Raw genomic sequence first — 25,461 nt, 5'->3', positions numbered from 1 at the left:
TTGTGACCGATTTTCCGACCTCGAATTCCCGACGCAAGAAGCGCGGGCCGACGGGCTTCGCCGGGCCGGTGTTCGGGGCGATCGCCGTCTTCCTGTGGGCCTTCATCTTCTCGGTCAGCCAGTCCTTCACCAAGGTGACGGGCACGGCCAACATGCCGGTCGATCTGGCGCTGGGCGTCGGCGTGGGTCTGGTCGGCGGCCTGCTGGGCGCGGCGCTGGTCTGGGCGCTGCTGTATTTCGTGCTGGGACGCAGGCACACCTCCGGCGGCCTGACGCTGCTGGCGATCCTGGCGGGGATCGCGGTGGTCGGCGCCGTGCCCGCCTCCGGCTTCCGCGTGGTCGGGGCCGGGATGATGGCCGAACAGAAGGCCATGGATGAGGTCCGCCAGCGCGTCGAGGCGCGCCGGGAGGCGCTGTCCGACCGGATGTGGGACGAGCGCGCGGCCATCGTTCAGGAGGACTTCTTCGAATCCGGCGCTCTGGCCGAGCGGGGCGGTCTGGCCCGCGCCCGCGGCAAGGTCCGTGACCTGCGCGAGATGATGGTCAAGGCGCAGGCGGACGATGAGCAACTGCGCGTCCAGGCCCGCGCCGAGATCGGTCAACTGCCCGTGTCCGGCCCCCGTCGTGCCCAGATGCTCAGGGCGTTCGAGCAGGGCGTCGCCAGCGAGAAGGAAGACACCCAGGTCAGTCTTGAACTCAGCACCATGATGTTCGACGAGATGGACGCTCAGCTCGATATTCTGGAGCGCCGTCGCTGGGTGGTGGAGTACGGCCAGATCGCCTTCACCAGCCTGTCGGACATGAACGACTTCAACACCCGGGCCCGCCGGATTCAGGAGATTTCGGCGGAGCTGGACGCGATGGCCCGGCGTCGGCCGTGATCCGTCGCTGACCTGCTTTTTTGGGGGGGCTAGTTCTCGCCCCCCACCACCTCGACTACGGTGCGCGCCTTGTCGTTGGGGATGGTGAAGCTGAGGACGTACTGTTCGATCTTCCAGCCGTCTTCGGTCAGGCGTAGCACGCCGGAGCCGCGGGTGACGCCGTAGCTGGCGTTGTGCAGCACCTCGTCAAACCAGGCGAGGCAGCGGCAGTCGATGGGCGCGATGGTGATGACCCGGTCGCGAGGGGTGTAGGTCCAGCCGCGCCCCTGAGCGAAGTAGGGCTCGGTATAGGCGCGGAACTCCGCCAGCGACCAACGCTCGGTCGCATCCGTGCCGATGAAGCGGGCGTCGGGCGTGAACAGGGCGAAATAGGCGGTAGTGTCCGCGGCGGTCGATGCGACGTTCAACTGGTCCAGCACCTCACCGATCTCGGCCTGCGCATCCTGCGCCTGCACGGCGGGGGCGCTCAGCAGGGTCAGGGCGGCTGCGGCGACGGCGATGGCTTTCATGGTTCGATCTCCCCTTGTGCCGTACATGATTACCCCTCCCCGTCCGATTGTCGCGTGCGAACACAGGCATCATCGCCATTGCGCTCACCCCGGTTGTCGCGAAGCACGGGAGCCGCATCTCCCGCCGGAGGCCCGTATGGGCGCCGGCGGTTCAAAAGACCGGCTCGATGCGTGCGTAAGCGCCGAGGCCCCTCGCGGGTGGCCTCGATCTTTATTTAACCTGATGGTTGACAATGAGGTGCATCGGGCGCATTTAACTTATCGGTTATATATAAAGACGCCTGATGGACACCGACCTTCTCTCTGCCCGTTTCGCCGCCCTGGCTGATCCGACCCGTCGGGCCATCCTCGCGCGGCTGACCGAAGGCGAAGCGAGCGTGAACCAGCTCGCCGAGCCGTTCGACATGAGCCTTCCGGCCGTGTCGAAGCATCTCAAGGTGCTGGAGAAGGCCGGGCTGATCAGCCGGGGCAAGGAAGCCCAATGGCGTCCCGCGCGCCTCGAACCGGAAGCGTTGAAGACCGTCGCCGACTGGCTTGAGCACTATCGCCGGTACTGGGAGGCCAGCTTCGACCGCCTCGACGCCTACCTCCAGAAAATCCAGAAGGGAGACTCCTCCAATGGCCCAGGACACTGAAAACAATCCCTGTCACACCGACGGCGAGGCGCATGAGCACGCCCTGACCCTGCGTCGCGTGATCGATGCGACGCCCGAACAGATCTGGAAGGCGTGGATGACGCCGGAAATTCTGCAGCAGTGGTTCGTGCCGCGTCCGTGGACCCTGTCGGACGTGAAGATCGACCCGCGTCCGGGCGGGGTGTTCAACTTCGTCATGCATGGCCCGGACGGCGAAACCATGCCCAACAGCGGCATCTTCCTGCACGTCGAGCCGGGCAAGCGCTGGATCACGACCGACGCCCTGACACCGGACTGGAAGCCCGCCGGACAGCCTTTCATGGTGGGGACCGTCGAACTGACCCCGACCGCCGACGGTCGGACCGAATATGTCGCCACCGCCCGGCACTGGAACGCCGAGACGATGAAACAGCACGAGGCCATGGGCTTCCACGAAGGCTGGGGGACCTGCGCCGATCAGCTGGCCGAACTGCTGAAGACCCACTGAGCGAGCGGACGCCTCCATGAGCCTGACACAAGCCGAGACGTCCCGCCCGACCCTGAACATGCGACGCGTGTTCGATGCGCCCCGTGCGCTGGTCTGGCGGGCGTGGACCAATCCGGAAGCGATGGTTCTGTGGCTGGGTCCGGTCGAGTGGCCGGCGGTCAGCGTGACCCAGGACCTGCGGGTCGGCGGCGAATGGAGGGCCTGCCTGCGTTCGCCGGATACCGGGCAGGACCTCTGGCAGGGTGGCGTCTATTGCGAGATCGCGCCGCCCGAGCGGCTGGTCTTCACCTTCAAATGGGACGAGTCCCACGAGGACGGGCCGCCGGTCGACACGCTGGTCACCATGGTCCTGACCGAGACAGAGGACGGGCGCACCCGGATGGACTTCACCCACGAGGGCCTGAAGTCCGAACAGAGCCTGACCGGCCACAAGCATGGCTGGAACAGCACCGCTGACCGGCTGGAGGCCTGGCTGGCGGCCAACAAGAGCTGACAAGAACCACAGGGAGAGACGACCATGAAGATCGTGACGAGCCTGAGTTTCAAGGGAGAATGCCGCGAGGCGTTCGATTTCTACGCCAAGGTTTTGGGCGGCAAGGTGACGGCAGCCTATCCGTTCGGCGATGGACCGCCGGACATGCCCGTGGACGCGAAATACAAGGATTGGCTGATGCATTGCTGGCTGGATGTCGGCGACCAGTCGATCATGGGCGCGGACATTCCGCCGGAGTTCGGCCCGAACATCGACAAGCCGAAGAACGGCTTTGACGTCACCCTGCACACCGGGGACGCAGCCCAGGCGAAGGCGTGGTTCGACGCCCTGTCGGAGGGCGGCGCGGTGCATATGCCTTTTGGCGAAACCTTCTGGTCGCCGGGCTACGGTAATCTGGTCGACCGGTTCGGCATCCCGTGGATGGTCAACACGATCCCGGCCGAGGGATGGGCGCCTTCGGCGGCCTGACAAGGGATGCAACAGGGCCGCCCCAGTGGGCGGCCCTTTGATCGCGGAGACCGATGATGCGCACGATCCGACTGGCCAGCTTCATCTCCATCGACGGCGTCATGCAGGGACCGGGCGGTCCGCAGGAGGACACGACCGGGGGCTTCGCCTTCGGCGGTTGGGTCTGGCCTCATTTTGATGAGGCGGCGGGCGGCCTGATGGGCGAGGCCATGGGCGACGGCTACGACCTGCTGCTGGGGCGGCGGACATATGAAATCTTCGCCGCCTACTGGCCGACCATGGACGATGAGATCGGCCGCACTTTCAACGCCATCAACAAATACGTCGCCGCCGGGCCTGACACGCCGATGACCTGGGCTCACAGCCACCGGCTGGAGGGGGATGTGGTCGAGGCTGTGCGGGCGCTCAAGGCGACGGACGGGCGTGACCTGTTGATCCAGGGGTCCAGCGAGCTGGTGCAGACCTTGCTGGCGGAGGGGCTGATCGACGAACTGGCCACCCTCACCTTCCCGATCATGCTGGGGCGCGGCAAGCGACTGTTCGACGGGTCAGCGAGCCCGCGCAGCTGGGCGCTGGAAAAGAGCGTTCAGTCCGCGACCGGCGTGGTCGTGAATCGCTACCGGCTGGCGGGCGATGTTGAGACCGGCAGCTTCGCCGAACAGGAGCCCGGCCCCGCCGAACTGGCGCGCCGGGACCGGTGGGCGCGCGAGGATCGTGGCTAGCGGGCGACCGTTCTGGGGAAATCCCGGCCCAGGGCCTCGGCCATACCTTGCTGGGACAGCAGGAAGACCGCTTCGCGCTGGTGGTAGTTGTTGGACAGGACGATGACGGTCACATCCTGATCCGGCTGATAGGTCATCAGATTGCGGAAACCGGACCAACTTCCGGTGTGGAATATCTGGTTGTCCTCGAATTCGGGCCGAACCTGCCGCCCCAGCGCCTTCTCATAGATGCCGTAGCCCCAGAGCCGACGGGGCTTGCCACGCTCGTCGGGCGTGTCTTGCGGCGCGTGATCGGCGATCATCTGGCGATAGCTGTCCGGCGACAGGACATGGCCGTGGTGCAGGGCGCGCTGCCAGATCAGCAGGTCGTCCAGCGTCGAATACAGGGCGCCCGCCGCGTAGACGATGCTGACGTTGGCGTTCGGTTGCGGCGTCACGCCCCCGGCCAGATTGGCGTAGCCCATGGCCATGTCGGCGCCGCCGTCGTCATAACCTGTGTCGGTCATGCCCAACGGCCTGAAGAAGGCCTGCTGAAGATAGTCATGCAGACCCATGCCGGTGATCTTTTCGACCACGGCGCCCAGCAGGTTGAAGCCCGCGTTGTCGTACCGAACCTTCGTGCCCGGCGCGAACTGGAGGCCGTAGCGCATGGAATCCGCGGTCAGTTCCTCCGGCGTTGCGGGGGTCACACGGCGCAGGCCCCAGCCCGGTCGGGCCATCAGGTCGGGGATGCCGGAGGTGTGCGACAGCAGATGGTGCAGCCGGATCGGCGCCCAGGCCGCGGGACAGGGCTGGATGTATTTGCAGACCGGGTCGTTGACCGACAGCCTGCCCTCGTCCTGCAGGCGCAGGATGGCGGCGGCGGTGAACTGCTTGCTGACGGAGGCCAGGCGGAAACGGGTGTTCAGCGCCATCGGCTTGTCGAGGCTGCGGTTCGCCCAGCCGTGAACCTGACGGAACAGAACCTCGTCACCCTTGGCGACCAGAACGCCGCCGCTGAACTGGCCGGAGGCGCCCCAGCGGTCTAGTTGCGCCTTCAGGTCCGGCAGACGCTCCACCACCTCGACCGGCGGACGGGGCGGCAGGGGATCAGGCGCGGCCTCGGCGATCTGCGGCGTGCGCACCGTACCCCAGGCGATCAGCCCGATGACGGTGAGCAGCAGCAGAGCCAGAAAGCCGAGAGCCAGCCGGGGATGGTTCCCGGCGCGACGGGGGACGTTGAACACCGAACGCGAACTCTTAGACGTCGTAGTCCAGCCCGAACTGGGCGTAGAGGGCGCGGCTGTCCTGCCATTTGGGGTCGACCTTCACGGTCAGGAACAGGTGCACCTGCCGGTCCAGCAGTTCGTTCAGTTCCTCTCGCGCCTTCTGGCCGATCCATTTCAGGGTCTGGCCGCCCTTGCCCAGCACGATGGGGCGCTGGCTTTCGCGCTCCACATAGATGGTCTGCTCGATCCGGACCGATCCGTCGGCGCGGTCCTCGAACGAGGTGGTCTCGACCGCCGCCGAATAGGGCAGTTCCTCGTGGACGCGCAGGTAGACCTTCTCGCGGGTGATTTCGGCGGCCAGAACGCGCATCGGCACGTCGGCGGACTGGTCCTCGGGATAGAGCCACGGTCCGGCGGGCATGGCCTCGGCCAACCGCTTGCCCAGATCGTCCACGCCGTCGCCGCTGAGGGCCGAGATCATGAAGACCTCGCTGTAGACGCCCGTCTCATACAGCGAATGCGACAGGGCCAGCAGGGTGTCGCGGCGCATGCCGTCGATCTTGTTCAGCGCCAGGATGACCTGCTTTCCGGCCTCCTTGAGCGCGGCGATGATGGTCTCGGTGTCCTCGGCCGAGCGGCGGTCAGCGGCCGTGCCGTCCTTGCCTTCGGCGGCGATGTGCGAGGCCGCGTCGATCAGGTGGACGACCACGTCCGCGTCATCGGCGCCGCCCCAGGCCGAGGCGACCATGGCGCGGTCCAGACGGCGGCGCGGGCTGAAGATGCCGGGGGTGTCGACCAGCACGATCTGGGCGTCGCCGTAGATGGCGATGCCGCGCACCGGGAAGCGCGTGGTCTGCACCTTCTGGGTGACGATCGAGACCTTGGTCCCGGTCAGGCGATTGACCAGCGTGGACTTGCCCGCGTTGGGAGCGCCGATGATGGCGGCGAAGCCGGCATGCTGGTTCTGGAGATCGGTCAAATCACGCCTTCACGTTGGAGAAGGGCCGTCGCGGCCGCTTTCTCCGCGTCCTGACGTGATCGCCCCTGTGCGGTCAAGGGCGGATATCCGGCTACGCTTGCTTCGACCGTGAAAGTCGGGGCGTGGTCCGAGCCTGTTCGCTCGACAATTCTGTAGGTCGGAAGCGCGCGCCCCTGCCCCAGCGCCCACTCCTGAAGCGCGGATTTGGGGTTGGTCAGGGCCTTTTTTGGGGTGGCCGCGAACTCGGGCTGCCACGCGTGGTCGAAGACCTGCCGGGCCGCCTCGATCCCGCCGTCCAGCCAGACGGCGGCGAGGATGGCCTCCATGGCGTCGCCCAGAACGCCCTCACGGCGGCGCCCGCCCTGTTTCGCTTCGCCCGGCGACAGGCGCATGGCGGGGCCGACATCCAGCCGTTCGGCGACGCGGGCGCAAGCGGCCTTGTCGACAAGGGCGTGCAGGCGGGCGGACATGTCGCCCTCGTCGGCCTCGGGGAAATCGCGCATCAGTCGGTCGGCGACCAGCAGACCCAGCACCCGGTCGCCCAGGAACTCCATCCGCTGATTGTCGATGAAAGGCCGGCCGCGCGCATCACGCTCGGCGCCCTCGCCCACGCTGGCGTGGGTCAGGGCCTGCTCCAGCAGGCTCCGATCCCTGAAGTCATGGCCGAGGTTGCGCGTGAGCGCACGAACAGCCTCGGCCCGTCTGTCTGTCATCAGTTCAGGACTTTGAACCAGCGGCTCAGGCGGACCTTGGAGAACCAGCTGACCGGATTGCCGAAGGAGGCGCCCTCGTTCCACGAGAACAGGATGATCTCGGCCTTGCCGATCAGGTTCTCGGCCGGGACCAGACCCACGCCGCCCTGGGCCGGATCAACACGGCTGTCGCTCGAGTTGTCCCGGTTGTCGCCCATCATGAAGTAGTAACCGGCGGGAATTTCAAACACCGGGGTGTTGTCCAGTTCGTTGCCCGGACCGAAGTCCTGCACGCGGAAGGTTTTGGAGCCGTCCGGGAAGGTCTCTTCCAGCTGAATGACCGGCAGGCCGTAGAGGTTGGTCACGTCCGCGTTGGTCAGGACCACGTCGCGCACCGGCTGGCCGTTGATGTTCAGGACGTTGTTGACCATCTGGATGCGGTCGCCGGGCAGGCCGATCAGGCGCTTGATGTAGTCGGTCCTGTTGTTGCTCGGCAGCTTGAAGACGACGATGTCGCCGCGCTTGGGCGCATTGCTGACGAACGGCAGTTCGATCCGGCCGTCAAAGATGTCCGGGCTGCCGATGATCGAGTGCTTCGAATACCCGTAGGACCATTTCGACACGACGATGTAGTCGCCCTGATAGAGGTTGGGCTCCATCGAGGCGGACGGAATGGTGAAGGGCTGGAACAGCAGGATCCGCAGGACCAGGGCGATGAACAGGGCCACGGCGATGGTCTTGGCGATCTCCCACAGCTCGCCCAGTAAGCCTTGCGACTGCTTCTTCGCCTTTCTGTCCTTCTTGCCGCGCGCATAGACGGGGGTCGTATCGACGTCCTCGAAGGGGGCGTCGCCCGCGTCGCTCCAGATCGGGCGCTTCTGTTCCGTGCTGGCCGCGACAGCGGCGGCGCCCGCAACGGTGGCGGCGGTGGCAGTGGTCTCGGGGACGCTGGAGCCCTCGTGGACGGGCTCTTCGTGGACAGGCTCGATGTGCGCCGGTTCCTCGATGGCTTCCACCGGAGCCGCGGGCGCCTCGTGCACGATCTCTTCGGCGACGGGCGCCGGCTCGTGAGTTTCGGCCGGAGAGTCGCCGGGCGTGTCCTCGACGACAGCGGCCGCCTCGACCGGAGCGGCTTCGGCTGGCGCGTCCTCGAGAGTCACCTGCTCTGCGGCAGGCGCATCGTGGGCTTCGATCGGAGCGTGAGTCTCTTCAGACACGACCCCGGCTTCAGCGGGGGGCTCCCCCTGCGCGGCGTCGGAGGTCGGCGCCTGGTCCGCGTGGTCGTGCGCTTGCGCAGCGGCTTCCGGCGCGGCGTGATCGTCGTGGCCGTGCGCGGCGTCATGCGCGCCGTCGGCGGCGTGGTCGTCGTGCGGCTTGTGTTCGTCGCTCATGTGAACCCTGTCCCCCAGCCGCTTTGCGCGGTTTTCAGCGGGCAAAGCGGTATAACGTGATTAAGCGACGGGCAAGGCTTCGATGACCACGAAAGCCAAGGCGTAAGGGTGTTCGTCGCTGAGAGTGAGATGGATACGGACTTCATGTCCGGGGGGCGTCATACGGGCCAGACGCTCGGCCGCCGGACCGGTCAGGGCGAGGGTCGGCTGGCCGGAGGGCAGGTTCACCACCCCCATGTCGCGCCAGTACACATCCGAACGCATGCCGGTGCCCAGCGCCTTGGCGCAGGCTTCCTTGGCGGCGAACCGCTTGGCGTAGCTCCACGACGGGTCCGGCTTGCGGTCCGAACGGGCGCGTTCCAACGGCGTGAAGCAGCGCTCCTTGAAGCGTTCGCCATAGCGGTCGAGCGTGTCCTGGATACGCCGGATATCCGACAGGTCCGCGCCGACGCCGAGAATCATGCCGCCGTTCCGATCCCACGCGCCTGATCCATCAGATCGCGCATCCTGCTGATCGCCGGTCCCAGACCGACGAAGATGGCCTCACCGATCAGGAAGTGGCCGATGTTCAGTTCCACGATCTCGGGGATTTCCGCGACCGGAATGACGGTGTCGTAGTCGATGCCGTGTCCGGCGTGGACTTCGAGCCCCAGAGCGGAGGCCTGCGCCGCGCCGGCGCGCAGGGCGGCCAGCTCCGCTTTGGCCTCTTCCTCGCGGCCCTCGCGCACGGCGTCGCAGAAGGCGCCGGTGTGCAACTCAACCACGGCCGCGCCGGTGCTGTGCGCGGCGGCGATCTGCGCGGCGTCCGCGCCGATGAACAGGGAGACGCGCGATCCGGCTTCGGTGAGCTGGCGCACGACCGGCGTGATCCAGTTGTGGCCGCCGACGACGTCCAGACCGCCCTCGGTCGTCCGTTCCTCGCGCTTCTCCGGCACCAGACAGACGGCGTGCGGGCGGTGATGCAGGGCGATGGCCAGCATCTCCTGCGTGACGGCCATCTCGAGGTTCAGCGGGCGCGACTGGCTGCGCAGCACCGCTGAGAGGCTGTCGATGTCGCTGTCCGAGATGTGGCGGCGATCCTCGCGCAGGTGGGCGGTGATGCCGTCGGCGCCGGCGATCAGGGCGTCCTGCGCCGCGCGTACCGGGTCGGGCGCCAGGCCGCCGCGCGCGTTCCGCACGGTCGCGACATGGTCAATGTTGACGCCCAGCCGGACCCGTTCGCTCATTCAATCAGCCTTTCGACAGACGACGGCTGCCCGGGTCTTCCACCGGAATGGCGGCCAGTTCCGGCGGCAGGGCGTCAGCGGGGTAAGCGGGCACGTCCAGCGTCGCCAGGGCGATCAGGGGCACGCCGACATCGGCGCGGCCGCCCGAGCGGTCCACGATGCAGGCGGCGGCGACGACTTCACCGCCCGCGGCATTGATCGCGGCGATGCACTCGCGCGAGCTCAGGCCCGTGGTGACGATGTCCTCGACCATGACGACCTTCTGGCCGGGTTCGACGTGGAAACCGCGCCGCAATTTGAATTCGCCGTCCACCCGCTCGACGTACATCGAGGGGACCTTCAGCCAGCGGGCGGTCTCGTAACCGGGGATGATGCCCCCGACCGCGGGCGAGATGGCCACGTCCACCGGGCCGACGGCAGCGACGATCTTCTCCGCCAACGCCTTGCACAGGCGGGCGCAGCGCTCCGCGTCCATGAAGACCAGGTTTTTCTGCAGGAACGTCGGACTGTGCAGGCCGGACGACAGGACGAAGTGGCCTTCGCGCAGGGCGCCGGCGTCGCGGAATTCGGAGAGAACGTCTTCGGAGGTCATATGCGTCCCCTACTCCGTCACGGCCTCGCTTTGAAGGGCCGGTTGATGCGGATCGGTGCGGTTTTCGCCGCCGGGGTTCAGGCCGCGGGCCAGAAGCTCGGCCCAGGCGCCTTCGGCGTCCTCGGCGAAGCTGATCAGTTCAAGGTCGGCGGGCGCGACCATGCCGTGCTCCACCAGGGCGTCAAAGCCGACAACGGCCTTCCAGTAGGCCTCGTCCACCAGCACGATCGGGATCGCCCGTTCCTTGCCGGTCTGGCGCAGGGTCAGGATTTCAAACAGTTCGTCAAAGGTGCCGAAGCCGCCCGGGAACACCACCAGCGCATTGGCGCGCATGGCGAAATGCATCTTGCGCATGGCGAAGTAGTGGAAGCGGAAGGTCAGTTCCGGCGTCGACCACGGGTTCGGCTCCTGCTCGTGCGGCAGGGTGATGTTGAAGCCGATGGAGGGGGCGCCGACGTCATGGGCGCCCCGGTTGGCCGCACCCATGATGCCCGGTCCGCCACCGGTGGCGATGACATTGTCGCGCGGATGACCGACATCGCCGCGCATCGCGCCGCCCCGTTCCGACGCGATGCGGCCGAACCTCCGGGCTTCGGCGTACCAGCGGGCGTGGCTGGGTCCGGCGTCCTCGCCTACCCGGGCGCTGCCGAACACCACGATGGTCGAGCGCACGCCCCAGGCCTTCAGCGCCTGTTCGGCCTTCTCGTACTCCATCAGGAAGCGGGCGCCGCGCATGGCTTCGCTGAGCACGAAGTCCTGATCGAGGGCGGCGAGACGGTAGGAGGGCGACGCCAGCTGCGCCGCATTCAGGGGACGCTCTTCACTCACCCGCGGGCGCGCTCCACTGTATCAACGGACGGATTGGCGCGTAGGGCGGCCATGATCATGGTGGCGTGGCGGGCGTCCTCGACCTCGACGTCGATCTCCACGTCGAAGAAGTCCTGCTGCCGGTGGCTCATTACCAGGTTCAGGATGTTTCCGCCCGCTTCGCCGATCAGGGTGGCGACCTGACCCAGGACGCCGGGCGCGTTCTTGATGGTGGCGCGCAGGCGGGCGGCGGCGACGGCGCCCTGTTCGGCCTGCGGGGTCCATTGCAGATCCTGCCAGACAGAATCGTCGTCGGCGAAGTCCGCCAGACGCTGGCAGTCGATGGTGTGCACGGTCAGGCCGACATCCGGTTCCATGATGCCGACGATGCGGTCGCCCGGCACCGGCGAGCAGCACTGGCCGAAGTGGATGCTGACGCCCGGCGTCAGGCCGCCGCCGCGCACGAACAGGCGGGCCTGATCGTCGGCGATCCGTTTGCGGTCCGGCCCGGCCTTCAGGCGGCCCTTCAGGGCCGGGAACAGGGTTTCGCCGACCTTGGCCGCCGACAGACGCCCCTTGCCGATGGCCTCGAACAGATCGTCTTCCGAAGCGACGGCCAGGGTTTCCAGCGCGGGCTTCAGCGACACCTCGTCCATCGCCTTGCCGGCGCGGGACAGGGTCTGTTCCAGCGTGGCGCGGCCCAGTTTCTGGAATTCACCGCGCTCGGAGGTGCGGATGTGGCGCCGGATAGCCGAGCGGGCGCGGCCGGTGACGGTCAGTGAGCGCCAGTCGACGGGAATCTCGCGTTTGGCGCCGCGGATGATCTCGACCACGTCGCCGTTCTGGAGCTGGGTCCGCATCGGCTTCAGTTCGCCGTTGACCTTCACCCCGACGGCGGAATCGCCGACCTCGGTGTGAACTGCATAGGCGAAGTCCAGCGGCATGCCGCCGCGCGGCAGGGTGATCAGCGAGCCCTTCGGCGTGAAGACGAAGACCTGATCCAGATACATCTCGAGCTTGGCGTGCTCGACCCAGTCCTCGCCGCCCTCGCCATGCTCGATGACCTGCACGAGGTGGCGCAGGTTCTGCAGCGGGTCGCGGCCGCCGTCGGCCTCCATGGCTTCCTTGTCGAAACCATAGGATTTGTTCTTGTAGGCCCAGTGCGCGGCCACGCCGTCCTCGGCCACGCGGTCCATGGCTTCGGTGCGGATCTGCATCTCGATGCGCAGGCCGCCCGGCCCGACGATGGTGGTGTGAAGGGAGCGGTAGTTGTTCGACTTGGGCGTCGAGATGAAGTCCTTGAACCGCTCGGGCACCATCGGCCAGGCGCGGTGGATGACGCCCAGGGCGCGATAGCAGTCGTCCTCCGCTTCGACGATGACGCGGAAGCCGTAGATGTCGGACAGGGACGAGAAGCCGACCGACTTGCGCTGCAGCTTGCGCCAGATCGAGTACGGCGTCTTCTGGCGGCCCAGAACGCGGGCCGTGACGCCGGCTTCGGCCAGCACCCGCTCGACCTCGCGCGACACGCCGTCGATGGCGCGGCCGTGCTCCAGCTTCAGCGCCTCCAGACGGCGCTCGATGGCGGTGCGGGCGGTCGGGTTCAGATGCTCGAACGCCAGTTCTTCCAGCTCGGACGCGATCGAGTGGATGCCGATGGAACGGCCCAGCGGGGCATAGACTTCCAGGGTCTCGCGACTGATACGCTCGCGCTTCTCGGGCTTCACATACTGGAGCGTCCGCATGTTGTGCAGACGGTCGGCGAGCTTGACCAGCAGGACGCGGACGTCACGGCTGATGGCGAGGATGAATTTGCGAAGGTTCTCGGCCTGACGTGTGTGTTCGGCCTGAAGCTCGAGGCGCGACAGCTTGGTCACGCCCTCGACGAGAACCGCGACCTCTTCGCCGAACATCTGGGCGATGTCGTCGCGCGTGGCCGAGGTGTCCTCGACCACGTCGTGCAGCAGGGCCGTGACGATGGTGGCGGTGTCCAGCCGGTAGTCGGTCAGGATGCCCGCGACCTGGATCGGATGAGCGAAATACGGATCACCCGAGGCCCGCAGCTGCGAGCCGTGCATCTTCATCGCATAGACGTAGGCGCGGTTGAGAAGGTTCTCGTCCGCGGTCGGGTCATAGGCGCGAACGGCTTCGACCAGTTCGAACTGGCGCAACACCTTGCTTCGAACGGGCTCCGGGGTCTTTACCGGAGCCGCGCCGTCAGGGTCGTTCAGATTGGCAGCTTCAGGGGGCGGCGCGGACTGCCGCGCCGGCAGGATGGTGATACCGTTGGCGGGATCGGCCGTCAGTATCGCTCCTCCTGCCCGCCGTCGCGGTCGCTTTGCAGCGCGCGGATCAGCTCGGCTTCAGCCATGTTCATGTGCTGCGGCTCGGCCAGCAGGGCGACGGTCTCGGCCTCGTCCTCGGCTTCGGTCCGCTCGTCAACGCGTTGCAGCGTGGTGATGATGTTCTCTTGCAGCTCGTCCGGGATGACCGTGTCATCGGCCAGTTCGCGCAAGGCGACGACCGGGTTCTTGTCGTTGTCGCGGTCGATCGTCAGGGCGGCGCCGTTTGCGATGTTGCGGGCGCGGTGACCGGCCAGCAGAACCAGACCAAAGCGGTTCGGCACCTTTTCGATGCAATCTTCGACAGTGACGCGGGCCATGAATTTCCTCGGACGCGGGATAGAACCGCGCAAAATATAGATGTGGACCTGTTTGTGCAACGCCACATGGGCGTATTTTGGGCGATAAGCCCTTGATGATCAGGGCGTCGGACGGGCGTCCCGGCCGCCATCGGCGGTTCTCGCCAGTTCCGCGGCGCGGCGGCCTGACTCCGGTTCGATCCAGTCCGGCGCGATCTCCGCCAGCGGCCCCATGACGAACAGGCGCTGGCGCGCGCGCGGATGGGGCAGGATCAGGCCATCCAGATCGCCGGTCAGGCGGCCATAGGCGATCAGGTCCAGATCCAGGGTGCGTGGCGCATTGGCCACGGACCTCTGGCGGCCGAAGGCGTCCTCGATGCGGCCGAGCGCGGCCATCAGGGCGTGGGCGTCGTGGTCGGTACGCACGATGACCACCCCGTTCAGGAACGGCGGATCGGTCGGGTCCGGCCAGGCGGCCGAACTCCACCAGGACGAGCGGGCGACGATGTCGATACCCTCCGTTCGAAACCGTGCCAGCGCCGCCTCCAGCGCTTCACGGCAATCGCGCCAGGCCCCCTTGTCATTGCAGCCGAGGGCGACGATCACAGCGGTGTCCGGATCAGGCTCGCCGTCTATTTCGACGGGGAGCTGGACGCCCATTTCCTCGGAGCCCTTTTCCATGACGCCCAATCCCGCTGACCGCACCGCCCTGTTCATCGACGGCGCCAATCTCTACTCCGCCGCCAAGGCGCTGAATACAGACCTCGATTTTCGCAAGCTGGTCGAAATGTATCGCGCGAAGGGCGATCTGGTTCGGGCCCTGTATTACACCGCCGTGGTCGAGGGTGAGGAGTTCTCGCCGATCAAGCCGTTGGTCGACTGGCTGGACTACAACGGCTTCACGGTCGTGAAGAAGCCGGTGAAGCGCTTCACTGACGCCCAGGGTCATACGCGAACCAAGGGCAATATGGACATCGAGATCGCCGTCGACATGCTGGAGCTGGCGGCGAGGCTGGACCACGTCGTGCTGTTCTCCGGCGATGGGGACTTCCGGCGTCTGGTGCAGGCGGTGCAGGCCAAGGGGGTGAAGGTCACCGTCGTTTCGACCGTGAAGAGCCAGCCGCCCCAGATCGCCGATGAACTGCGCCGTCAGGCCGACGCCTTCGTGGACCTGATCGACCTGCTGGGCGAGATCGGACGCCCCCGGCATTCGGGTGGAGCGCCTTTGCGGGACTGACGAGAGGGGATCGCGCCTGTGGCCACGGCGCCACGGGAATCAGACCCCGAAAAACCTCGCTCAGCGAGCGTGGAACGGCGGACAGTCGGTTACGTTGATCGCGCAGCTTTGGAGGCTGTCATGATCAGGGGCAACGGGGTCTTCTCCCCCCGCGAACGGAGAACCGCAATCATCGCACTGCTGGGCGCCGCCGCGATCGCGGCCGGCGGGATCGTGCTGCAACCGATGATCAAGCCGTCGCTCGGTCCCGGCGGCGCGGACGCCTACAGTTCCGCGCCGGCGCAGGGCGTTATGGATGCTGTGCCGCTCGGCTGACCCTTGGGCTGAACCTTGCGCCGATCAGCGGTGCGCCCGGATCGAAATCCCGGCGCACCGCCGCGTGAACGCTCCCAGGAGGCGGGGGCGCTCACTGATTTCAACGTTATCCTGATCGGCTCGGGGCGAGGATGCGGCGTTATCGCGCGCGACATTCCGTCCGCTCGGAGGCGCTCAGCCCCGTTCCTTCATCAGCCGCGCCTTGTCGCGTTGCCAGTCGCGTTCGGCGCTGGCCTCACGCTTGTCGTGCAGCTTCTTGCCCTTGGCCAGCGCGATCTCGATCTTCGCCTTGCCCGCCTCGTTCAGATACAGCCGGACCGGAATGATGGTCTGGCCGTCGCGCTGGACGGCGCCGATGAACTTGTCGATCTGCTTGCGGTGCAGCAGCAGCTTCCGGTGGCGGCGCGGCTCGTGGTTGAAGCGATTGGCCTGCTTGTAGGGCGGGATGTCAGCGTTCACGAGAACGATCTCCCTGCCCTCCACCGCCGCGTAGGATTCAGCGATATTGGCCCGGCCGTCGCGCAACGCCTTGATCTCGGTTCCGAGCAGGGCGATGCCCGCCTCGGTGTAGTCCTCGAGGAAGTAGTCGAACCTGGCGCGCCGGTTCTCGGCCAGCACCTTCATCTTGGGTTTCTCGGAGGCCATGAGCCCTTCTTGTCCTTACAGTCCGGCGTCCGCCATCGCGCGGTCAATCGCGGGCTTCACGGCGTCGGCGGTCGGCGCCAGCGGAAGGCGGACCTCCTCGGTGCAGAAGCCCAGACGTGACAGGGCGTATTTGGAGGGCGACGGCGAATTGTCCAGGAACAGGCCCTTGTGCAGGCCGATCAGACGGTCCTGCCACTGGCGCGCCGTGGCGTAGTCGCCCGACTGGGCCGCGTTGTGCAGGGCGACCATGCCTTCCGGCGCGACGTTCGAGGTGACCGAGATCACCCCGACCCCGCCGTGAGCGTGATAGCCGAGGTAGCTGGGATCATCGCCCGAGATCAGGTCGAACTGGCCGTCGATGTTGGCACGCATCCAGCTGATCCGCGACAGGTCGCCGGTGGCGTCCTTGATCCCGACGATGTTCGGATGGGCGGCCAGACGGGCCACAGTCTCATTGGCCAGATCCACGCCGGTGCGTCCCGGCACGTTGTACAGCAGGACCGGCAGCTGGACGGCTTCGGCGATGGCCTCGAAATGCGCGGCCAACCCGGCCTGCGAGGGCCGGTTGTAGTAGGGGGTCACCACCAGGGCGCCGTCGGCGCCGACGGTCTTGGCATGACGCACCAGATCAATGGCCTTGTCGGTGGACGAGGCGCCGGCGCCGGCGATCACCCGCACGCGACCGGCCGCGACCTGAACGCAAAGTTCGACAACCCGTTGATGTTCCTCCGGATGCAGGGAAGCGCTCTCTCCGGTCGTGCCCATGGGCACCACGCCGTGAACTCCGGCGGCGATCTGGCGTTCGAGCAGCGTCGTGAAGGCGGCTTCGTCCACCTTTCCGTCACGAAGTGGTGTGATCAGGGCGGTGATCACGCCCTTGAACAAGGGGGCGGTCATTGAAACGATGGTCCTGCGTGGAGTTGGGCGGTAGTCGCCTGAATATGAAGCGCCGGAGGGTAGGTTGCCGGTTCGGCGACCGCAACCGCGACGAATGGGAATCGGACACGGAATGATCGGAATCAGTCTCGCGGCCGTACTGGCTCTTTCTCCCGCGCCGGAAGTCCTGCTGTCGCAGGAAGTGCCCTACTACGCCTCCACCCCCGTCAATCCGGCCAGCAACCAGCCGCGCACGCTGAACGATCAGGACACCGCGCTTTTCCGTCAGGGACTGGCCGCCGCCCGTGCGCGTGACGTGCCCGGCGCCCGCGCGGCCATGGCCCGGATCGGAGATCCGGCCGCCCGCAAGCTGGTGGAATGGGCGCTGCTGGACACCTCGGCAGACGCGATGTCCTGGGGCGACCTGTCGGACGTGAACACCCGTTTCGCCGGGTGGCCCCGCGCCGACAGCCGCCGTCAGGCCGTCGAGCGGGCGCTGGATCGCGCCTATGCCGGGCCGGACGCCGCCATCGCCCTGTTCAGCCGGGACGCCCCGACCACGGTGCAGGGCGCCATTGTTCTGGCGGAGGCGCTGGATCAGCGTGGCCGCGGCGACGAGGCGCGTCGTCTGATCAAGGACTGGTGGCGGACCCGCACCTTCGACGCGGACCAGCAGGCCCGTGTTCTGGCTCGTTGGGGCTCGACCCTGACGCAGGACGATCACGAGACCCGGCTGAACATGCTTCTGCTCGGGCCACATGGACCCGCGACCCGGGCCATGGTGACCATGGTTTCGCCCGAGCGGCAGACGGTGGCCAATGCCGTTATGGCTCTGCGAACCGCCTACAGTCCCGACGCCATCGTCGCCGGACTGACCCCGTCGCAGGCGATCGAGCCCGCCGTCGTGCTGGAGCGCGTTCGCGTCCTGCGTTCGCAGAATCGTCAGTCCGAAGCCTTCCCGATCCTCCGTTACCTGCCCGCCGCGCCGTCCTCGACAGATGCCCAGAACACCCTGTGGGCCGAGCGACGGAACTATTACCTCGACGCCTTGCAGGCCCGGAACTGGCAGGCGGCCTATGACGCCTTCAACGGCCACGGCTTCCCTGGCGGCGACCGCAAGGTTGACGCCGAGTTCTTCGCCGGCTGGGTTGCGCTGGTAAAGCTGAACGATCCGGCGCGGGCGGCGCAGCATTTCGAGGTTCTGCGCCAGACCTCGTCCACCCCGATCACCCAGGGGCGGGCGCTTTACTGGCTGGGCCGCGCCGCCGAGGCGCAGGGCAACACGCCTTCGGCGGTCGAGTACTACCGCGCGGGATCGCGGCACTTCCAGACCTTCTATGGCCAGCTGGCCGCCGAGAAGGCCGGACAGCGCAGCATCACCCTGCCCGCCGACCCCGTTCCGTCCGACGCCGACCGCGCCGCGTTCGAGCGCAACGAGGTCGTGCGCGCCTGGCGCATTCTGGGCGAGACCGGCGAGGCCAGCCTGTTCCGCGTCTTCGCCTACCAGCTGGACGATGACGTTCCGAACATCGAACAACTGGCCCTCATGATGGATACGTCGCGAGGCTATGGCGAAGGCTTCACGGCCATGATGATCGGGCGCGCCGCCAGCCAGCGCGGCTATCTGCTGCCCGAGCGCCAGTATCCGATCCGCATTCCGCCGGTCGTGCCGGGCGCCGCGCCGCAGGAGTTCACCCAGGCGATCACCCGTCAGGAATCCAGCTTCGATCCGCGCGCCCGGTCGCACGCCAATGCGCGTGGCATGATGCAATTCCTGCCCGCCACCGGACGCGGGGTGGCGCGCCAGCTGGGCCTGCCCTTCTCGGACGAGCGGCTCTATGACGCCGACTTCAACATGACGCTGGGCAGCTTCCACCTCGGCGACCTGATGAACAATTTCAACGGGTCGATGCTGCTGACGACGGTGGCCTACAATGCCGGTCCGGCGCGACCGCCGCAGTGGGTGGCGCGGTGCGGCGATCCGCGCGCGGGCTCAGTCGATCCGGTCGACTTCATCGAGTGCGCGCCCTTCACCGAGACCCGCAACTACATGATGCGGGTCATGGAGAATATGTCGATCTACAAGGCCCGGCTGAACGGCGGCACGGCGCCGCTGACCCTGTCGGACGATCTGCGTCGTGGCGTTCCGCGCGGGCCCCAAGCCTATTCGGCCGTGGACGGCGAGGAACCTTACCGGACGCCGGAGCCCGATCCTTCGGGCGAGTGACGCAGGCTGGACAGCAGCGGGCCATACGGCCCGTCGATCCAGTGGGCGTTCAGGCCGAAGACAGTCTTCATAACCTCTGGCGTCAACGCCTTCAGCGGCGAGGCGTCGGCGACCACCTGCCCTTCGTGCAGGACGATGACCCGGTCGGCGTAGCGGGCCGCCAGCGCAAGGTCGTGCAGGCTGATCAGGACGGCCTGCCCTGCCCTCGCCCTTGCCCGCACTCGTTCCAGCACCAGAAGCTGGGCGTCGGGGTCCAGTCCGGCGACCGGTTCATCGGCCAGCAGCCCCTTCGCCCCCGTCGCCAGAGCCCGCGCAAGCAGCACGCGCGCCCTTTCCCCGCCGGACATTTCTGCCACGCCGCGGTCCGCCAGATGGGCGGCTTCAACCTCGGCCAGCGCCGCGTGCGCCGCCGCCAACGCCTCGTCGCCGGACAGGAAGGGCGCACCGAGTGCGGCGACCTCGACGGCGGGCAGGTTCCAGGCGATCCGCCCTCCCTGGGGCAGATAGGTAAGCCGCTCTGCCCGTTCACGGGCCGACAGCCGGGGCAGGTCCGTTCCGTCCAGCCGCGCGCTCCCGCCCGTCAGCCGAAGCAGGCCTGCGAGGGCGCGAATGACGCTGGACTTGCCCGCGCCGTTCGGACCGACGATCGCCACCAGCTCTCCGGTCGCCACCGAGAGAGTGACGGTCTTCAAGACCTCACGCCCGCCAAGGGCTGCGGTCGCGTCGATCAGTTGCAGGGCGCTCACAGCCGCCACTCCCGCGCCGCGCGCCAGGCGATCAGGGCGAACAGAGGCGCGCCGACCAGGGCGGTGAAGACCCCCAGCTTCAGCTCCTGATCCGTCGGCGTGATCCGGGCCAGAAGATCCGCGCCAATCAGCATCAGGCCACCCGCCAGCGCCGCCGGGAGGAGCAGCCGCGCCGGGTCGCCTCTCACCGTGGCGCGCACCAGATGGGGCGCGGCCAGTCCGACGAAACCTATGACGCCGGACACCGCCACCGCCGCCCCGGTCGCCAGCGCCGCCGCCAGCAGAGCCAAGAGACGCAGCCGGGCCATCGGCAGGCCCGAGGTTCGGGCCGTTTCGTCCCCGAGGCTGAGCATCTTCAGGCCGGGCGCGGCCACAACGGATAGACCGGCCGAAACGGCGAGGACCGGCGCCACCCACAGGACGTCGATCCAGCTGCGGTTCTGCACCGAGCCAAGCAGCCAGCTCATCACCTCCGCCGAGGCGATGGGTGATGGCGACAGGTTGAAGATGAGCGCCGTCGCGGCGCCCGCGAAACTGGACAGGGCGACGCCGAACAGGATCAGGGCCTCCGGCGACCGCACCCGGCTGGAAAACAGGATCAGCAGGCCGCCCGCCAGACCTGCTCCGATCAGGGCCGAGACCTCGACCGCGCCGGGAACGGCGGCCGCGCCCAGCACGATGGCGCTCGCGGCGCCGAAGGCGGCCACGGCCGATACGCCGAGGACGCCGGGATCGGCCAGCGGATTGCGCAACAGGCCCTGCATCACGGCGCCCGACAGGCCCAGGGCCGCCCCGACCAGCAAGGCGGTCACGGCGCGGGGCGCCCGCACGGCCCACAGCACTTCGCCGGGGGCTGACGCGGGATCAGCGAAGGCCTGTCCAAACTGGACGGCGGTCAGCGCGCTCTCGCCGAAACTGACGGCGAGGACCAGGGCGACGATGATGGTCGCCGCGAGGATCAGGATCAGACGGTTCACGCAGCGCCGTCTCTCAACATTGCCGCCGCATCGGCGGCGAACCAAGCCGGACAGGTCAGGGTAGCGGCCGGGAGCTTGGCGGCGACCTTGCCCCGGGCCGCCTCACGGACGACGGGGTGGCGGCCGGGGCCGCGCCAGTCCGCCCGGGACTGGTCGAAGAAACCCAGCACGAACCGCACGGGCGGGAACAGGGCGATGCGCTCGACGCTGACCGGATTGAAGTAGGGCTTGTCCGCGGCGTTGCGGTAGCCGGCGGCGCGCAAGATCGCGTCGATCAGGGTTTCCTTGCCCGCCGTGAAGCCGCCGGGCGTCAGGTAGAGGGCCGTGGGGCGCTCCGGCGCCGTCGGCGCGGCCTGCGCCAGCCGGGCGTTCATTCGGGCGATCAGGGCCTCGCCGCGCATCTCGGCGTCCAGCGCCTGTGCGACCGCGCGGATGTTGGCGCGGATTCCGTCGAAGTCCGTGGCGTCTGCGATGACGACGGTGGCCGTTCCGCGATCCTCAAGTCGGTTCAACAGGCGCGGCTCTCCGCCCCAGTAGCGCACCACGACATCGGGCTGGAAGGCGACGGCGGCTTCAAGCGTTGGGCGGACCCGCGCCCTGCCCTTCGCGGCTTCCCGGAGCCAGGAATCGGGATCGTCAGCGCGGGGCGACAGGGCCAGGTCCGCGTCGGGACGCAGGGCCAGCACATACTGGTCCGCACACTGATCCAGCGACAGGATACGCGTCGGCCTCGCCTCGGCGGGGCCGGCCATGATCATCAGCCCCGTGGCGGCGATGGCCGCCCGCCGGATCAAGACTTGAGCAGGCCCGCGAACAGACCCTCCAGCAGGGTCCGGACCAGCTCCTCCCGGTCAACCCAATCGAAATAGGGCTTGGCGATCATCAGCGAAATCACGCCGTGGCCGCCCGCCCAGAAGGCCTGGGCGGTCGTGCGGGCGTCGCTCTTCAGCCGCCCGGCGGACTCCAGTTCCTGAATGACTTCCAGGAAGGCGCCGAACAGTTCTCCGCCCATCGTCTGGGCCGCGTCCTGGGCGCCCTCGCGCAGCTCGGACGGCCGGGTCATATAGACCAGCCGGTAGGCGTTCGGGTTGTGGAAGCCGAAGTCAACATAGGCGCGCATCATCTTGCGCATGCGTTCCTCGGGCGAAACGGCCTCGGCGAGGGCTTCCCGATTGGCCTTCAGCAGGGACTCGAACGCCTGTCGGCAGATCTCCTGAAGGATTTCGCCCTTGTCGGCGAAATGCATGTAGAGGGCGGTCGAGGACAGGCCGACTTCATCCGCGATCTTGCGAATGGTCGCGCCCTCATAGCCCAGTTCGACGAAGATGCGTTCGGCGGCGGCGAGAATCTCGGCGCGCCGCTCGTGGCCCTCGCCCTTGGGCTTGCGGGCGGATTTGGCGGTGGCTGTGGTGGCTGTCACGCGCGACTCCGAAGGTCTGCCCACTGAATAGCGACATTCTCTCCCACACGCCAAGCAGTTGCAAAGTCGCGCAACTGGACGTTAACTTTTGCGTGTGGGGCTGTATACGCACATCAAAAACGGGAAATCGGGCGGCGAGTCCCCGTCTGGCGGGCTTCCGCGCGACCAGAGCGCCGCCCGTCGCGGCCTGTCCCTGTTTCAGTGGGGCGTGGGCGCCGTCGTGCTGCTGTTGGTGGTCTGGGTCGCCCGCAACGCCTCTCGCGCGCTGTTCGATCAGGCCGCCGCGGTCGCCGGCGTCGGCTTCTTGGGCGTCGCCGGGTGGCGATGTCTTCTGGTGGTCGTCGGCTCGAAGCGGACTCCCGTTCCGGCGGCTCCGGACATCTGGCCGCGCTACACCATCCTCGCCGCCCTCTATGACGAGGCGGAGGTGGTGGGACAGTTGATCGCGCGTCTGGCCGTTCTCGACTATCCGGCAGATCGGCTGCAGGGATTTCTGGTTCTGGAGGCGCGGGACGTCGCGACCATAGCCGCCGCCCGCGCCGCGCCGAAGCCGGACTGGCTGGAGGTCTTCATCGCGCCGCCGGGCGAGCCGAAGACCAAGCCGCGCGCCCTGAACTGCGCCATGCCCTTCGTCACCGGCGATCTGCTGACCATCTATGACGCCGAGGATGCGCCGGACCCCGGCCAGTTGAGGGAAGCCGCGTCGCGGTTCTTGGCCGAGGGCGACGGGCGACTGGCCTGCCTGCAGGCGCCGCTTCGGGTCCGCGCCCCGGACGGATCGACCACGCCCTTCATTGATCGGCAGTTCGCCGCCGAATACGCCAGCCTGTTCGAGACCACCCTGCCCGGCATGGCCCGGCTGGGGCTGCCCTTCCCGCTCGGCGGCACCAGCAACCACTTCCGCGTGGATGTGCTCCGCGCGGTCGGGGGATGGGACTCCTGGAACGTCACCGAGGATGCCGACCTGGGGTTCCGTCTCTGGCGGCGCGGCTGGAGGCTGGGCGTCATGAACCGGCCGACGTGGGAGACCCCGCCGGGGGCGCTGTATGACTGGCTGCCCCAGCGCACGCGCTGGCTCAAGGGCTATATGCAGACGTGGGGCGTGCACACGCGAAACCCACTTGCGCTCGGGCCGAGGGGGCTAATTTCACTGTGCGTGACGCTAGGCGTGGGTCTGGCTTCGGCGGCGCTCTATGGGCCGACATTGTCGTGGGTGGCGGCGTCTGTGCTGGTGGCGCTGGCGGCGGGCCTGCCGCCGGAAACCTCGCAGTTGGCGCTAAGCGTTCTCGTGCTGGGCGCGGCGACCGCCTGGCTGTCGTGCAAGGTCGGCGCACGGCGGGCGGGCATAGCCTATGGTCCGTGGGACATGATCCGTGCGCCGATCTACTGGTGCCTGCTCAGTCTGGCGTTCAGCCATGCGCTTTGGCGGCTGCTGATCGAGCCCTTCAGGTGGGACAAGACCCGGCATCGGCTGGAGGTCGCACCCCCGGCGGATGACGCCGCGCTGGACGAAACGGCCCTGCCCGGCCTATCAGCGGCCCATGTCGCCACGCCTGAACCCATCGCCTGAAACGCTCTTCACCCGGGGGTGGCAGGACTACGCCCTGCTGGACAGCGGCAACGGGCTGAAGCTTGAGCGCTACGGCCGGTTCACCGTGGTACGGCCCGAGCCCCAGTGCTTCTGGTCGCCGCGGGATCCCGCGGCCTTCGAGAGGGCCGACGCCACCTTCGCCCCGCAGGCGCAGGACGAGGACGACGACGGCCGCTGGCGCTTCGCCGGCAAGCCGGTCGAGACCTTCCCGCTGGCCTGGCGTGATGTGCGCTTCACCGGCCGCTTCACGCCCTTCCGCCACCTCGCCTTCTTCCCGGAGCAGGCAGCGAACTGGGAGTGGCTGGATGCGCGGGTGCGGACCCTGAAACGCCCGAAGGTGCTGAACCTGTTCGGCTATACCGGCGTGGCTTCTCTGGCCTGTTCGGCGGCGGGCGCAGAGGTGACCCATGTGGACGCTTCAAAGAAGTCCGTCGCCTATGCTCGTGAGAACGCCGAGCAGTCGGGATTGGCCGACCGTCCGATCCGCTGGATCGTCGAGGACTGCCGCAAATATGTGGCGCGCGAGGTGCGTCGCGGTGTGAAGTATGACGGCATCATTCTGGACCCGCCCAAGTACGGGCGCGGGCCGACCGGCGAGGTCTGGCGGCTGTTCGAGGACCTGCCGGGCCTGCTGAAGGATTGCGCCGCCCTGCTGTCGGACGACGCGTCCTTCCTTTTGCTGAACGCCTATGCCGCCCGCATCTCGGGCCTGTCTCTGGCCCACATGATGGCGGAAGCCACGGCGGACCGGGGCGGCGTCATCGACTGGGGCGAGCTGGCGCTGGCTGAGCACGGCAATGACGGAAGGGCTATCGGCCTGAGCTTCTTCGCCCGATGGAGCAAGGATGGAGGGAACGGGCAATGAGCGACCGCCTGATCACCTCCCTGACCAATGAGACGGTCAAGGCCGTGCGCGCGCTGAACATGCGCAAGGAGCGCGAGACCACGGGTCGCTTCCTGGCGGAAGGGCTCAAGTTCATCGGCGAGGCTCTGGATCAGGGCCAGACGCCGAAGCTGCTGCTGGTCGGGATGGAGGCGCGGGAGCATCCGCTGCTGGAGCGCGCCAAGGCCGAGACGCGCAAGGCGGGCGGCGAGGTGATCGTGGTCACCCACCCGATCCTCGAGAAGATCAGCCGCCGGGACAACCCGCAGACCGTGCTGGGGGTGTTCGAGCAGGTCTATACGCCCCTGTCGGCCATCAACCCGAAGAGCGCGCCCTGCTGGGTGGCGCTGGAGCAGGTGCGCGACCCGGGCAATCTGGGCACCATCATCCGCACCGCCGATGCGGCGGGCTGTGGCGGGGTGATCCTGATCGACGACTGCGTGGACCCCTATTCCACCGAAGCGGTGCGGGCGACCATGGGCTCGGTCTTCGCCGTGGCCATCGCGAAGGCGACGACGGCCGAGTTCATCGCCTGGCGGCAGTCCTGGCCAGGCAGCGTGATCGGCACCCGTCTGGACGCGACCCACGGCTATCGCGACGCGGCGATTCAGCATCCTGCCCTCATCCTCATGGGCAATGAGCAGGCGGGGCTGACCGATACGCTCGCGGCCGCCTGTGATGTGAACGTCAAGATTCCCATGCGCGGTCGGGCGGACAGCCTGAACCTGGCCATCGCCACGGGCGTGATGGTCTATGCGGTGACTGACGCCGTCTGAGGCCGCCCCGAAGGTGACGGGAGATTCACTTGCCCGG

The 25,461-nt window shown here is 67.7% G+C and carries 30 protein-coding genes; 12 read left to right on the top strand and 18 right to left on the bottom strand.

The features are described 5' to 3' along the window. Positions 1–2: 2 nt before the first annotated feature. Positions 3–881, top strand: coding sequence for a hypothetical protein (locus ACODRV_RS06775; protein WP_141626618.1), 879 nt, complete (start codon positions 3–5; stop codon positions 879–881). Between the two features lie 29 nt (positions 882–910). On the opposite strand, the gene ACODRV_RS06770 is transcribed toward ACODRV_RS06775, so the two are convergent. After that, complete coding sequence (locus ACODRV_RS06770) at positions 911–1,390, bottom strand: nuclear transport factor 2 family protein (protein ID WP_488907820.1); 480 nt, start codon at positions 1,388–1,390, stop codon at positions 911–913. Positions 1,391–1,674: 284 nt separating this feature from the next. On the opposite strand from ACODRV_RS06770, the gene ACODRV_RS06765 reads away from it, so the two are divergent. Genes ACODRV_RS06765 through ACODRV_RS06745 form a run of 5 tightly spaced genes read left to right on the top strand, consistent with a single transcriptional unit; the run spans position 1,675 to position 4,195 of the window. Then, positions 1,675–2,025, top strand: coding sequence for an ArsR/SmtB family transcription factor (locus tag ACODRV_RS06765; RefSeq protein WP_141626620.1), 351 nt, complete (start codon positions 1,675–1,677; stop codon positions 2,023–2,025). After that, complete coding sequence (locus ACODRV_RS06760; protein WP_488907819.1) at positions 2,009–2,512, top strand: SRPBCC family protein; 504 nt, start codon at positions 2,009–2,011, stop codon at positions 2,510–2,512. Before ACODRV_RS06765 ends, ACODRV_RS06760 begins: the two co-directional genes overlap by 17 nt. A 16-nt stretch (positions 2,513–2,528) precedes the next feature. Then, positions 2,529–3,005 (top strand): SRPBCC family protein, encoded by a 477-nt coding sequence (locus ACODRV_RS06755; protein WP_488907818.1) that lies wholly within the window; start codon positions 2,529–2,531, stop codon positions 3,003–3,005. A 24-nt stretch (positions 3,006–3,029) separates the two neighbouring features. Next, the gene (locus ACODRV_RS06750) at positions 3,030–3,473 is read left to right on the top strand and encodes a VOC family protein (protein WP_141626623.1); all 444 of its coding nucleotides are present in this window, start codon (positions 3,030–3,032) and stop codon (positions 3,471–3,473) included. Between the two features lie 56 nt (positions 3,474–3,529). Next, on the top strand, positions 3,530–4,195 hold the full coding sequence (locus ACODRV_RS06745) for a dihydrofolate reductase family protein (RefSeq protein WP_488907817.1): 666 nt from the start codon (positions 3,530–3,532) through the stop codon (positions 4,193–4,195). Here the strand turns inward: ACODRV_RS06745 and ACODRV_RS06740 are convergent. The 11 genes from ACODRV_RS06740 to folK all read right to left on the bottom strand — a co-directional run bounded on the left by ACODRV_RS06740 (position 4,192) and on the right by folK (position 14,412). Next, entirely contained in the window at positions 4,192–5,421 is a 1,230-nt protein-coding gene (locus ACODRV_RS06740) for a serine hydrolase domain-containing protein (protein ID WP_141626624.1), read from the bottom strand. The two genes, ACODRV_RS06745 and ACODRV_RS06740, sit on opposite strands and share 4 nt — an antisense overlap. Positions 5,422–5,434: 13 nt before the next feature. Next, positions 5,435–6,382 (bottom strand): GTPase Era, encoded by a 948-nt coding sequence (gene era / locus ACODRV_RS06735; protein ID WP_488907816.1) that lies wholly within the window; start codon positions 6,380–6,382, stop codon positions 5,435–5,437. Then, positions 6,379–7,095 (bottom strand): ribonuclease III, encoded by a 717-nt coding sequence (rnc, locus tag ACODRV_RS06730; RefSeq protein WP_141626626.1) that lies wholly within the window; start codon positions 7,093–7,095, stop codon positions 6,379–6,381. The genes era and rnc overlap by 4 nt, the downstream gene beginning before the upstream one ends. After that, on the bottom strand, positions 7,095–7,838 hold the full coding sequence (gene lepB, locus ACODRV_RS06725; RefSeq protein WP_488908066.1) for a signal peptidase I: 744 nt from the start codon (positions 7,836–7,838) through the stop codon (positions 7,095–7,097). The genes rnc and lepB overlap by 1 nt, the downstream gene beginning before the upstream one ends. A 687-nt stretch (positions 7,839–8,525) precedes the next feature. After that, the gene (gene acpS, locus ACODRV_RS06720) at positions 8,526–8,927 is read right to left on the bottom strand and encodes a holo-ACP synthase (protein WP_488907815.1); all 402 of its coding nucleotides are present in this window, start codon (positions 8,925–8,927) and stop codon (positions 8,526–8,528) included. Further along, on the bottom strand, positions 8,924–9,691 hold the full coding sequence (locus tag ACODRV_RS06715; RefSeq protein WP_141626629.1) for a pyridoxine 5'-phosphate synthase: 768 nt from the start codon (positions 9,689–9,691) through the stop codon (positions 8,924–8,926). The genes acpS and ACODRV_RS06715 overlap by 4 nt, the downstream gene beginning before the upstream one ends. A gap of 4 nt (positions 9,692–9,695) precedes the next feature. Beyond that, positions 9,696–10,283 carry an orotate phosphoribosyltransferase gene (gene pyrE / locus ACODRV_RS06710; RefSeq protein ID WP_141626630.1) on the bottom strand — a complete coding sequence of 196 codons (588 nt, stop codon included), beginning with the start codon at positions 10,281–10,283 and terminating at the stop codon, positions 9,696–9,698. 9 nt (positions 10,284–10,292) lie between these two features. Beyond that, a complete protein-coding gene (locus tag ACODRV_RS06705; RefSeq protein WP_488907814.1) occupies positions 10,293–11,111 on the bottom strand; it encodes an LOG family protein in 819 nt (272 codons plus the stop codon). Further along, entirely contained in the window at positions 11,108–13,174 is a 2,067-nt protein-coding gene (locus ACODRV_RS06700; RefSeq protein ID WP_488908065.1) for a RelA/SpoT family protein, read from the bottom strand. Before ACODRV_RS06700 ends, ACODRV_RS06705 begins: the two co-directional genes overlap by 4 nt. A gap of 218 nt (positions 13,175–13,392) precedes the next feature. Then, entirely contained in the window at positions 13,393–13,752 is a 360-nt protein-coding gene (gene rpoZ, locus ACODRV_RS06695) for a DNA-directed RNA polymerase subunit omega (RefSeq protein ID WP_141626634.1), read from the bottom strand. A 99-nt stretch (positions 13,753–13,851) separates the two neighbouring features. Further along, positions 13,852–14,412, bottom strand: coding sequence for a 2-amino-4-hydroxy-6-hydroxymethyldihydropteridine diphosphokinase (gene folK, locus ACODRV_RS06690; protein ID WP_488907813.1), 561 nt, complete (start codon positions 14,410–14,412; stop codon positions 13,852–13,854). Here folK and ACODRV_RS06685 point away from each other — a divergent pair. Continuing rightward, positions 14,411–14,968 (top strand): LabA-like NYN domain-containing protein, encoded by a 558-nt coding sequence (locus ACODRV_RS06685; protein ID WP_141626636.1) that lies wholly within the window; start codon positions 14,411–14,413, stop codon positions 14,966–14,968. The two genes, folK and ACODRV_RS06685, sit on opposite strands and share 2 nt — an antisense overlap. A 120-nt stretch (positions 14,969–15,088) precedes the next feature. Continuing rightward, positions 15,089–15,283, top strand: a complete 195-nt coding sequence (locus ACODRV_RS06680) for a hypothetical protein (RefSeq protein WP_141626637.1) — start codon at positions 15,089–15,091, stop codon at positions 15,281–15,283. A gap of 174 nt (positions 15,284–15,457) precedes the next feature. Here the strand turns inward: ACODRV_RS06680 and smpB are convergent, their stop codons facing one another. Together smpB and dapA are read right to left on the bottom strand one after the other, a co-directional pair. After that, the gene (gene smpB, locus ACODRV_RS06675) at positions 15,458–15,928 is read right to left on the bottom strand and encodes an SsrA-binding protein SmpB (RefSeq protein WP_141626638.1); all 471 of its coding nucleotides are present in this window, start codon (positions 15,926–15,928) and stop codon (positions 15,458–15,460) included. A gap of 15 nt (positions 15,929–15,943) precedes the next feature. After that, entirely contained in the window at positions 15,944–16,825 is an 882-nt protein-coding gene (gene dapA / locus ACODRV_RS06670; RefSeq protein ID WP_488907812.1) for a 4-hydroxy-tetrahydrodipicolinate synthase, read from the bottom strand. A 112-nt stretch (positions 16,826–16,937) separates the two neighbouring features. Between dapA and ACODRV_RS06665 the strand changes: the two genes are divergently transcribed. Further along, a complete protein-coding gene (locus ACODRV_RS06665) occupies positions 16,938–19,031 on the top strand; it encodes a lytic transglycosylase domain-containing protein (RefSeq protein WP_488907811.1) in 2,094 nt (697 codons plus the stop codon). On the opposite strand, the gene ACODRV_RS06660 is transcribed toward ACODRV_RS06665, so the two are convergent. The 4 genes from ACODRV_RS06660 to ACODRV_RS06645 are packed head-to-tail and all read right to left on the bottom strand — an operon-like array spanning position 18,995 to position 22,174. Further along, entirely contained in the window at positions 18,995–19,777 is a 783-nt protein-coding gene (locus tag ACODRV_RS06660; protein WP_488907810.1) for an ABC transporter ATP-binding protein, read from the bottom strand. The two genes, ACODRV_RS06665 and ACODRV_RS06660, sit on opposite strands and share 37 nt — an antisense overlap. Continuing rightward, the gene (locus ACODRV_RS06655) at positions 19,774–20,754 is read right to left on the bottom strand and encodes a FecCD family ABC transporter permease (RefSeq protein WP_488907809.1); all 981 of its coding nucleotides are present in this window, start codon (positions 20,752–20,754) and stop codon (positions 19,774–19,776) included. Before ACODRV_RS06655 ends, ACODRV_RS06660 begins: the two co-directional genes overlap by 4 nt. Continuing rightward, complete coding sequence (locus ACODRV_RS06650) at positions 20,751–21,545, bottom strand: ABC transporter substrate-binding protein (protein WP_488908064.1); 795 nt, start codon at positions 21,543–21,545, stop codon at positions 20,751–20,753. The genes ACODRV_RS06655 and ACODRV_RS06650 overlap by 4 nt, the downstream gene beginning before the upstream one ends. Next, on the bottom strand, positions 21,545–22,174 hold the full coding sequence (locus ACODRV_RS06645; protein ID WP_488907808.1) for a TetR/AcrR family transcriptional regulator: 630 nt from the start codon (positions 22,172–22,174) through the stop codon (positions 21,545–21,547). Before ACODRV_RS06645 ends, ACODRV_RS06650 begins: the two co-directional genes overlap by 1 nt. A gap of 94 nt (positions 22,175–22,268) precedes the next feature. Here ACODRV_RS06645 and ACODRV_RS06640 point away from each other — a divergent pair, with 94 nt between their 5' ends. From ACODRV_RS06640 to ACODRV_RS06630, 3 genes are read left to right on the top strand one after another with little or no spacing between them, the layout of a single operon-like run. Next, complete coding sequence (locus ACODRV_RS06640; RefSeq protein WP_488907807.1) at positions 22,269–23,744, top strand: glycosyltransferase family 2 protein; 1,476 nt, start codon at positions 22,269–22,271, stop codon at positions 23,742–23,744. Next, positions 23,716–24,630, top strand: a complete 915-nt coding sequence (locus tag ACODRV_RS06635; RefSeq protein ID WP_141626643.1) for a class I SAM-dependent methyltransferase — start codon at positions 23,716–23,718, stop codon at positions 24,628–24,630. Before ACODRV_RS06640 ends, ACODRV_RS06635 begins: the two co-directional genes overlap by 29 nt. Next, positions 24,627–25,424, top strand: coding sequence for a TrmH family RNA methyltransferase (locus tag ACODRV_RS06630; RefSeq protein WP_488907806.1), 798 nt, complete (start codon positions 24,627–24,629; stop codon positions 25,422–25,424). The genes ACODRV_RS06635 and ACODRV_RS06630 overlap by 4 nt, the downstream gene beginning before the upstream one ends. The last annotated feature ends 37 nt before the right edge of the window (positions 25,425–25,461 follow it).

This window comes from Brevundimonas sp. FG8, assembly GCF_057808845.1.
The sequence above is the reverse complement of the archived record's forward strand: the minus strand, read 5'-3'. Positions and strand labels throughout refer to the sequence as shown.

What these genes read in the sequence shown, in the direction of transcription:
- ACODRV_RS06630 (WP_488907806.1), top strand. Translation starts at nt 24,627, where the DNA reads ATGAGCGACCGCCTGATCACCTCCCTGACCAATGAGACGGTCAAGGCC.
- ACODRV_RS06700 (WP_488908065.1), bottom strand. Translation starts at nt 13,174, where the DNA reads ATGAAGATGCACGGCTCGCAGCTGCGGGCCTCGGGTGATCCGTATTTC.
- smpB (WP_141626638.1), bottom strand. Translation starts at nt 15,928, where the DNA reads ATGGCCTCCGAGAAACCCAAGATGAAGGTGCTGGCCGAGAACCGGCGC.
- ACODRV_RS06760 (WP_488907819.1), top strand. Translation starts at nt 2,009, where the DNA reads ATGGCCCAGGACACTGAAAACAATCCCTGTCACACCGACGGCGAGGCG.
- ACODRV_RS06715 (WP_141626629.1), bottom strand. Translation starts at nt 9,691, where the DNA reads ATGAGCGAACGGGTCCGGCTGGGCGTCAACATTGACCATGTCGCGACC.
- rnc (WP_141626626.1), bottom strand. Translation starts at nt 7,095, where the DNA reads ATGACAGACAGACGGGCCGAGGCTGTTCGTGCGCTCACGCGCAACCTC.
- rpoZ (WP_141626634.1), bottom strand. Translation starts at nt 13,752, where the DNA reads ATGGCCCGCGTCACTGTCGAAGATTGCATCGAAAAGGTGCCGAACCGC.
- ACODRV_RS06765 (WP_141626620.1), top strand. Translation starts at nt 1,675, where the DNA reads ATGGACACCGACCTTCTCTCTGCCCGTTTCGCCGCCCTGGCTGATCCG.
- ACODRV_RS06770 (WP_488907820.1), bottom strand. Translation starts at nt 1,390, where the DNA reads ATGAAAGCCATCGCCGTCGCCGCAGCCGCCCTGACCCTGCTGAGCGCC.
- ACODRV_RS06635 (WP_141626643.1), top strand. Translation starts at nt 23,716, where the DNA reads ATGTCGCCACGCCTGAACCCATCGCCTGAAACGCTCTTCACCCGGGGG.
- ACODRV_RS06665 (WP_488907811.1), top strand. Translation starts at nt 16,938, where the DNA reads ATGATCGGAATCAGTCTCGCGGCCGTACTGGCTCTTTCTCCCGCGCCG.
- folK (WP_488907813.1), bottom strand. Translation starts at nt 14,412, where the DNA reads ATGGAAAAGGGCTCCGAGGAAATGGGCGTCCAGCTCCCCGTCGAAATA.
- pyrE (WP_141626630.1), bottom strand. Translation starts at nt 10,283, where the DNA reads ATGACCTCCGAAGACGTTCTCTCCGAATTCCGCGACGCCGGCGCCCTG.
- ACODRV_RS06745 (WP_488907817.1), top strand. Translation starts at nt 3,530, where the DNA reads ATGCGCACGATCCGACTGGCCAGCTTCATCTCCATCGACGGCGTCATG.
- ACODRV_RS06685 (WP_141626636.1), top strand. Translation starts at nt 14,411, where the DNA reads ATGACGCCCAATCCCGCTGACCGCACCGCCCTGTTCATCGACGGCGCC.
- ACODRV_RS06680 (WP_141626637.1), top strand. Translation starts at nt 15,089, where the DNA reads ATGATCAGGGGCAACGGGGTCTTCTCCCCCCGCGAACGGAGAACCGCA.
- acpS (WP_488907815.1), bottom strand. Translation starts at nt 8,927, where the DNA reads ATGATTCTCGGCGTCGGCGCGGACCTGTCGGATATCCGGCGTATCCAG.
- ACODRV_RS06750 (WP_141626623.1), top strand. Translation starts at nt 3,030, where the DNA reads ATGAAGATCGTGACGAGCCTGAGTTTCAAGGGAGAATGCCGCGAGGCG.
- ACODRV_RS06755 (WP_488907818.1), top strand. Translation starts at nt 2,529, where the DNA reads ATGAGCCTGACACAAGCCGAGACGTCCCGCCCGACCCTGAACATGCGA.
- dapA (WP_488907812.1), bottom strand. Translation starts at nt 16,825, where the DNA reads ATGACCGCCCCCTTGTTCAAGGGCGTGATCACCGCCCTGATCACACCA.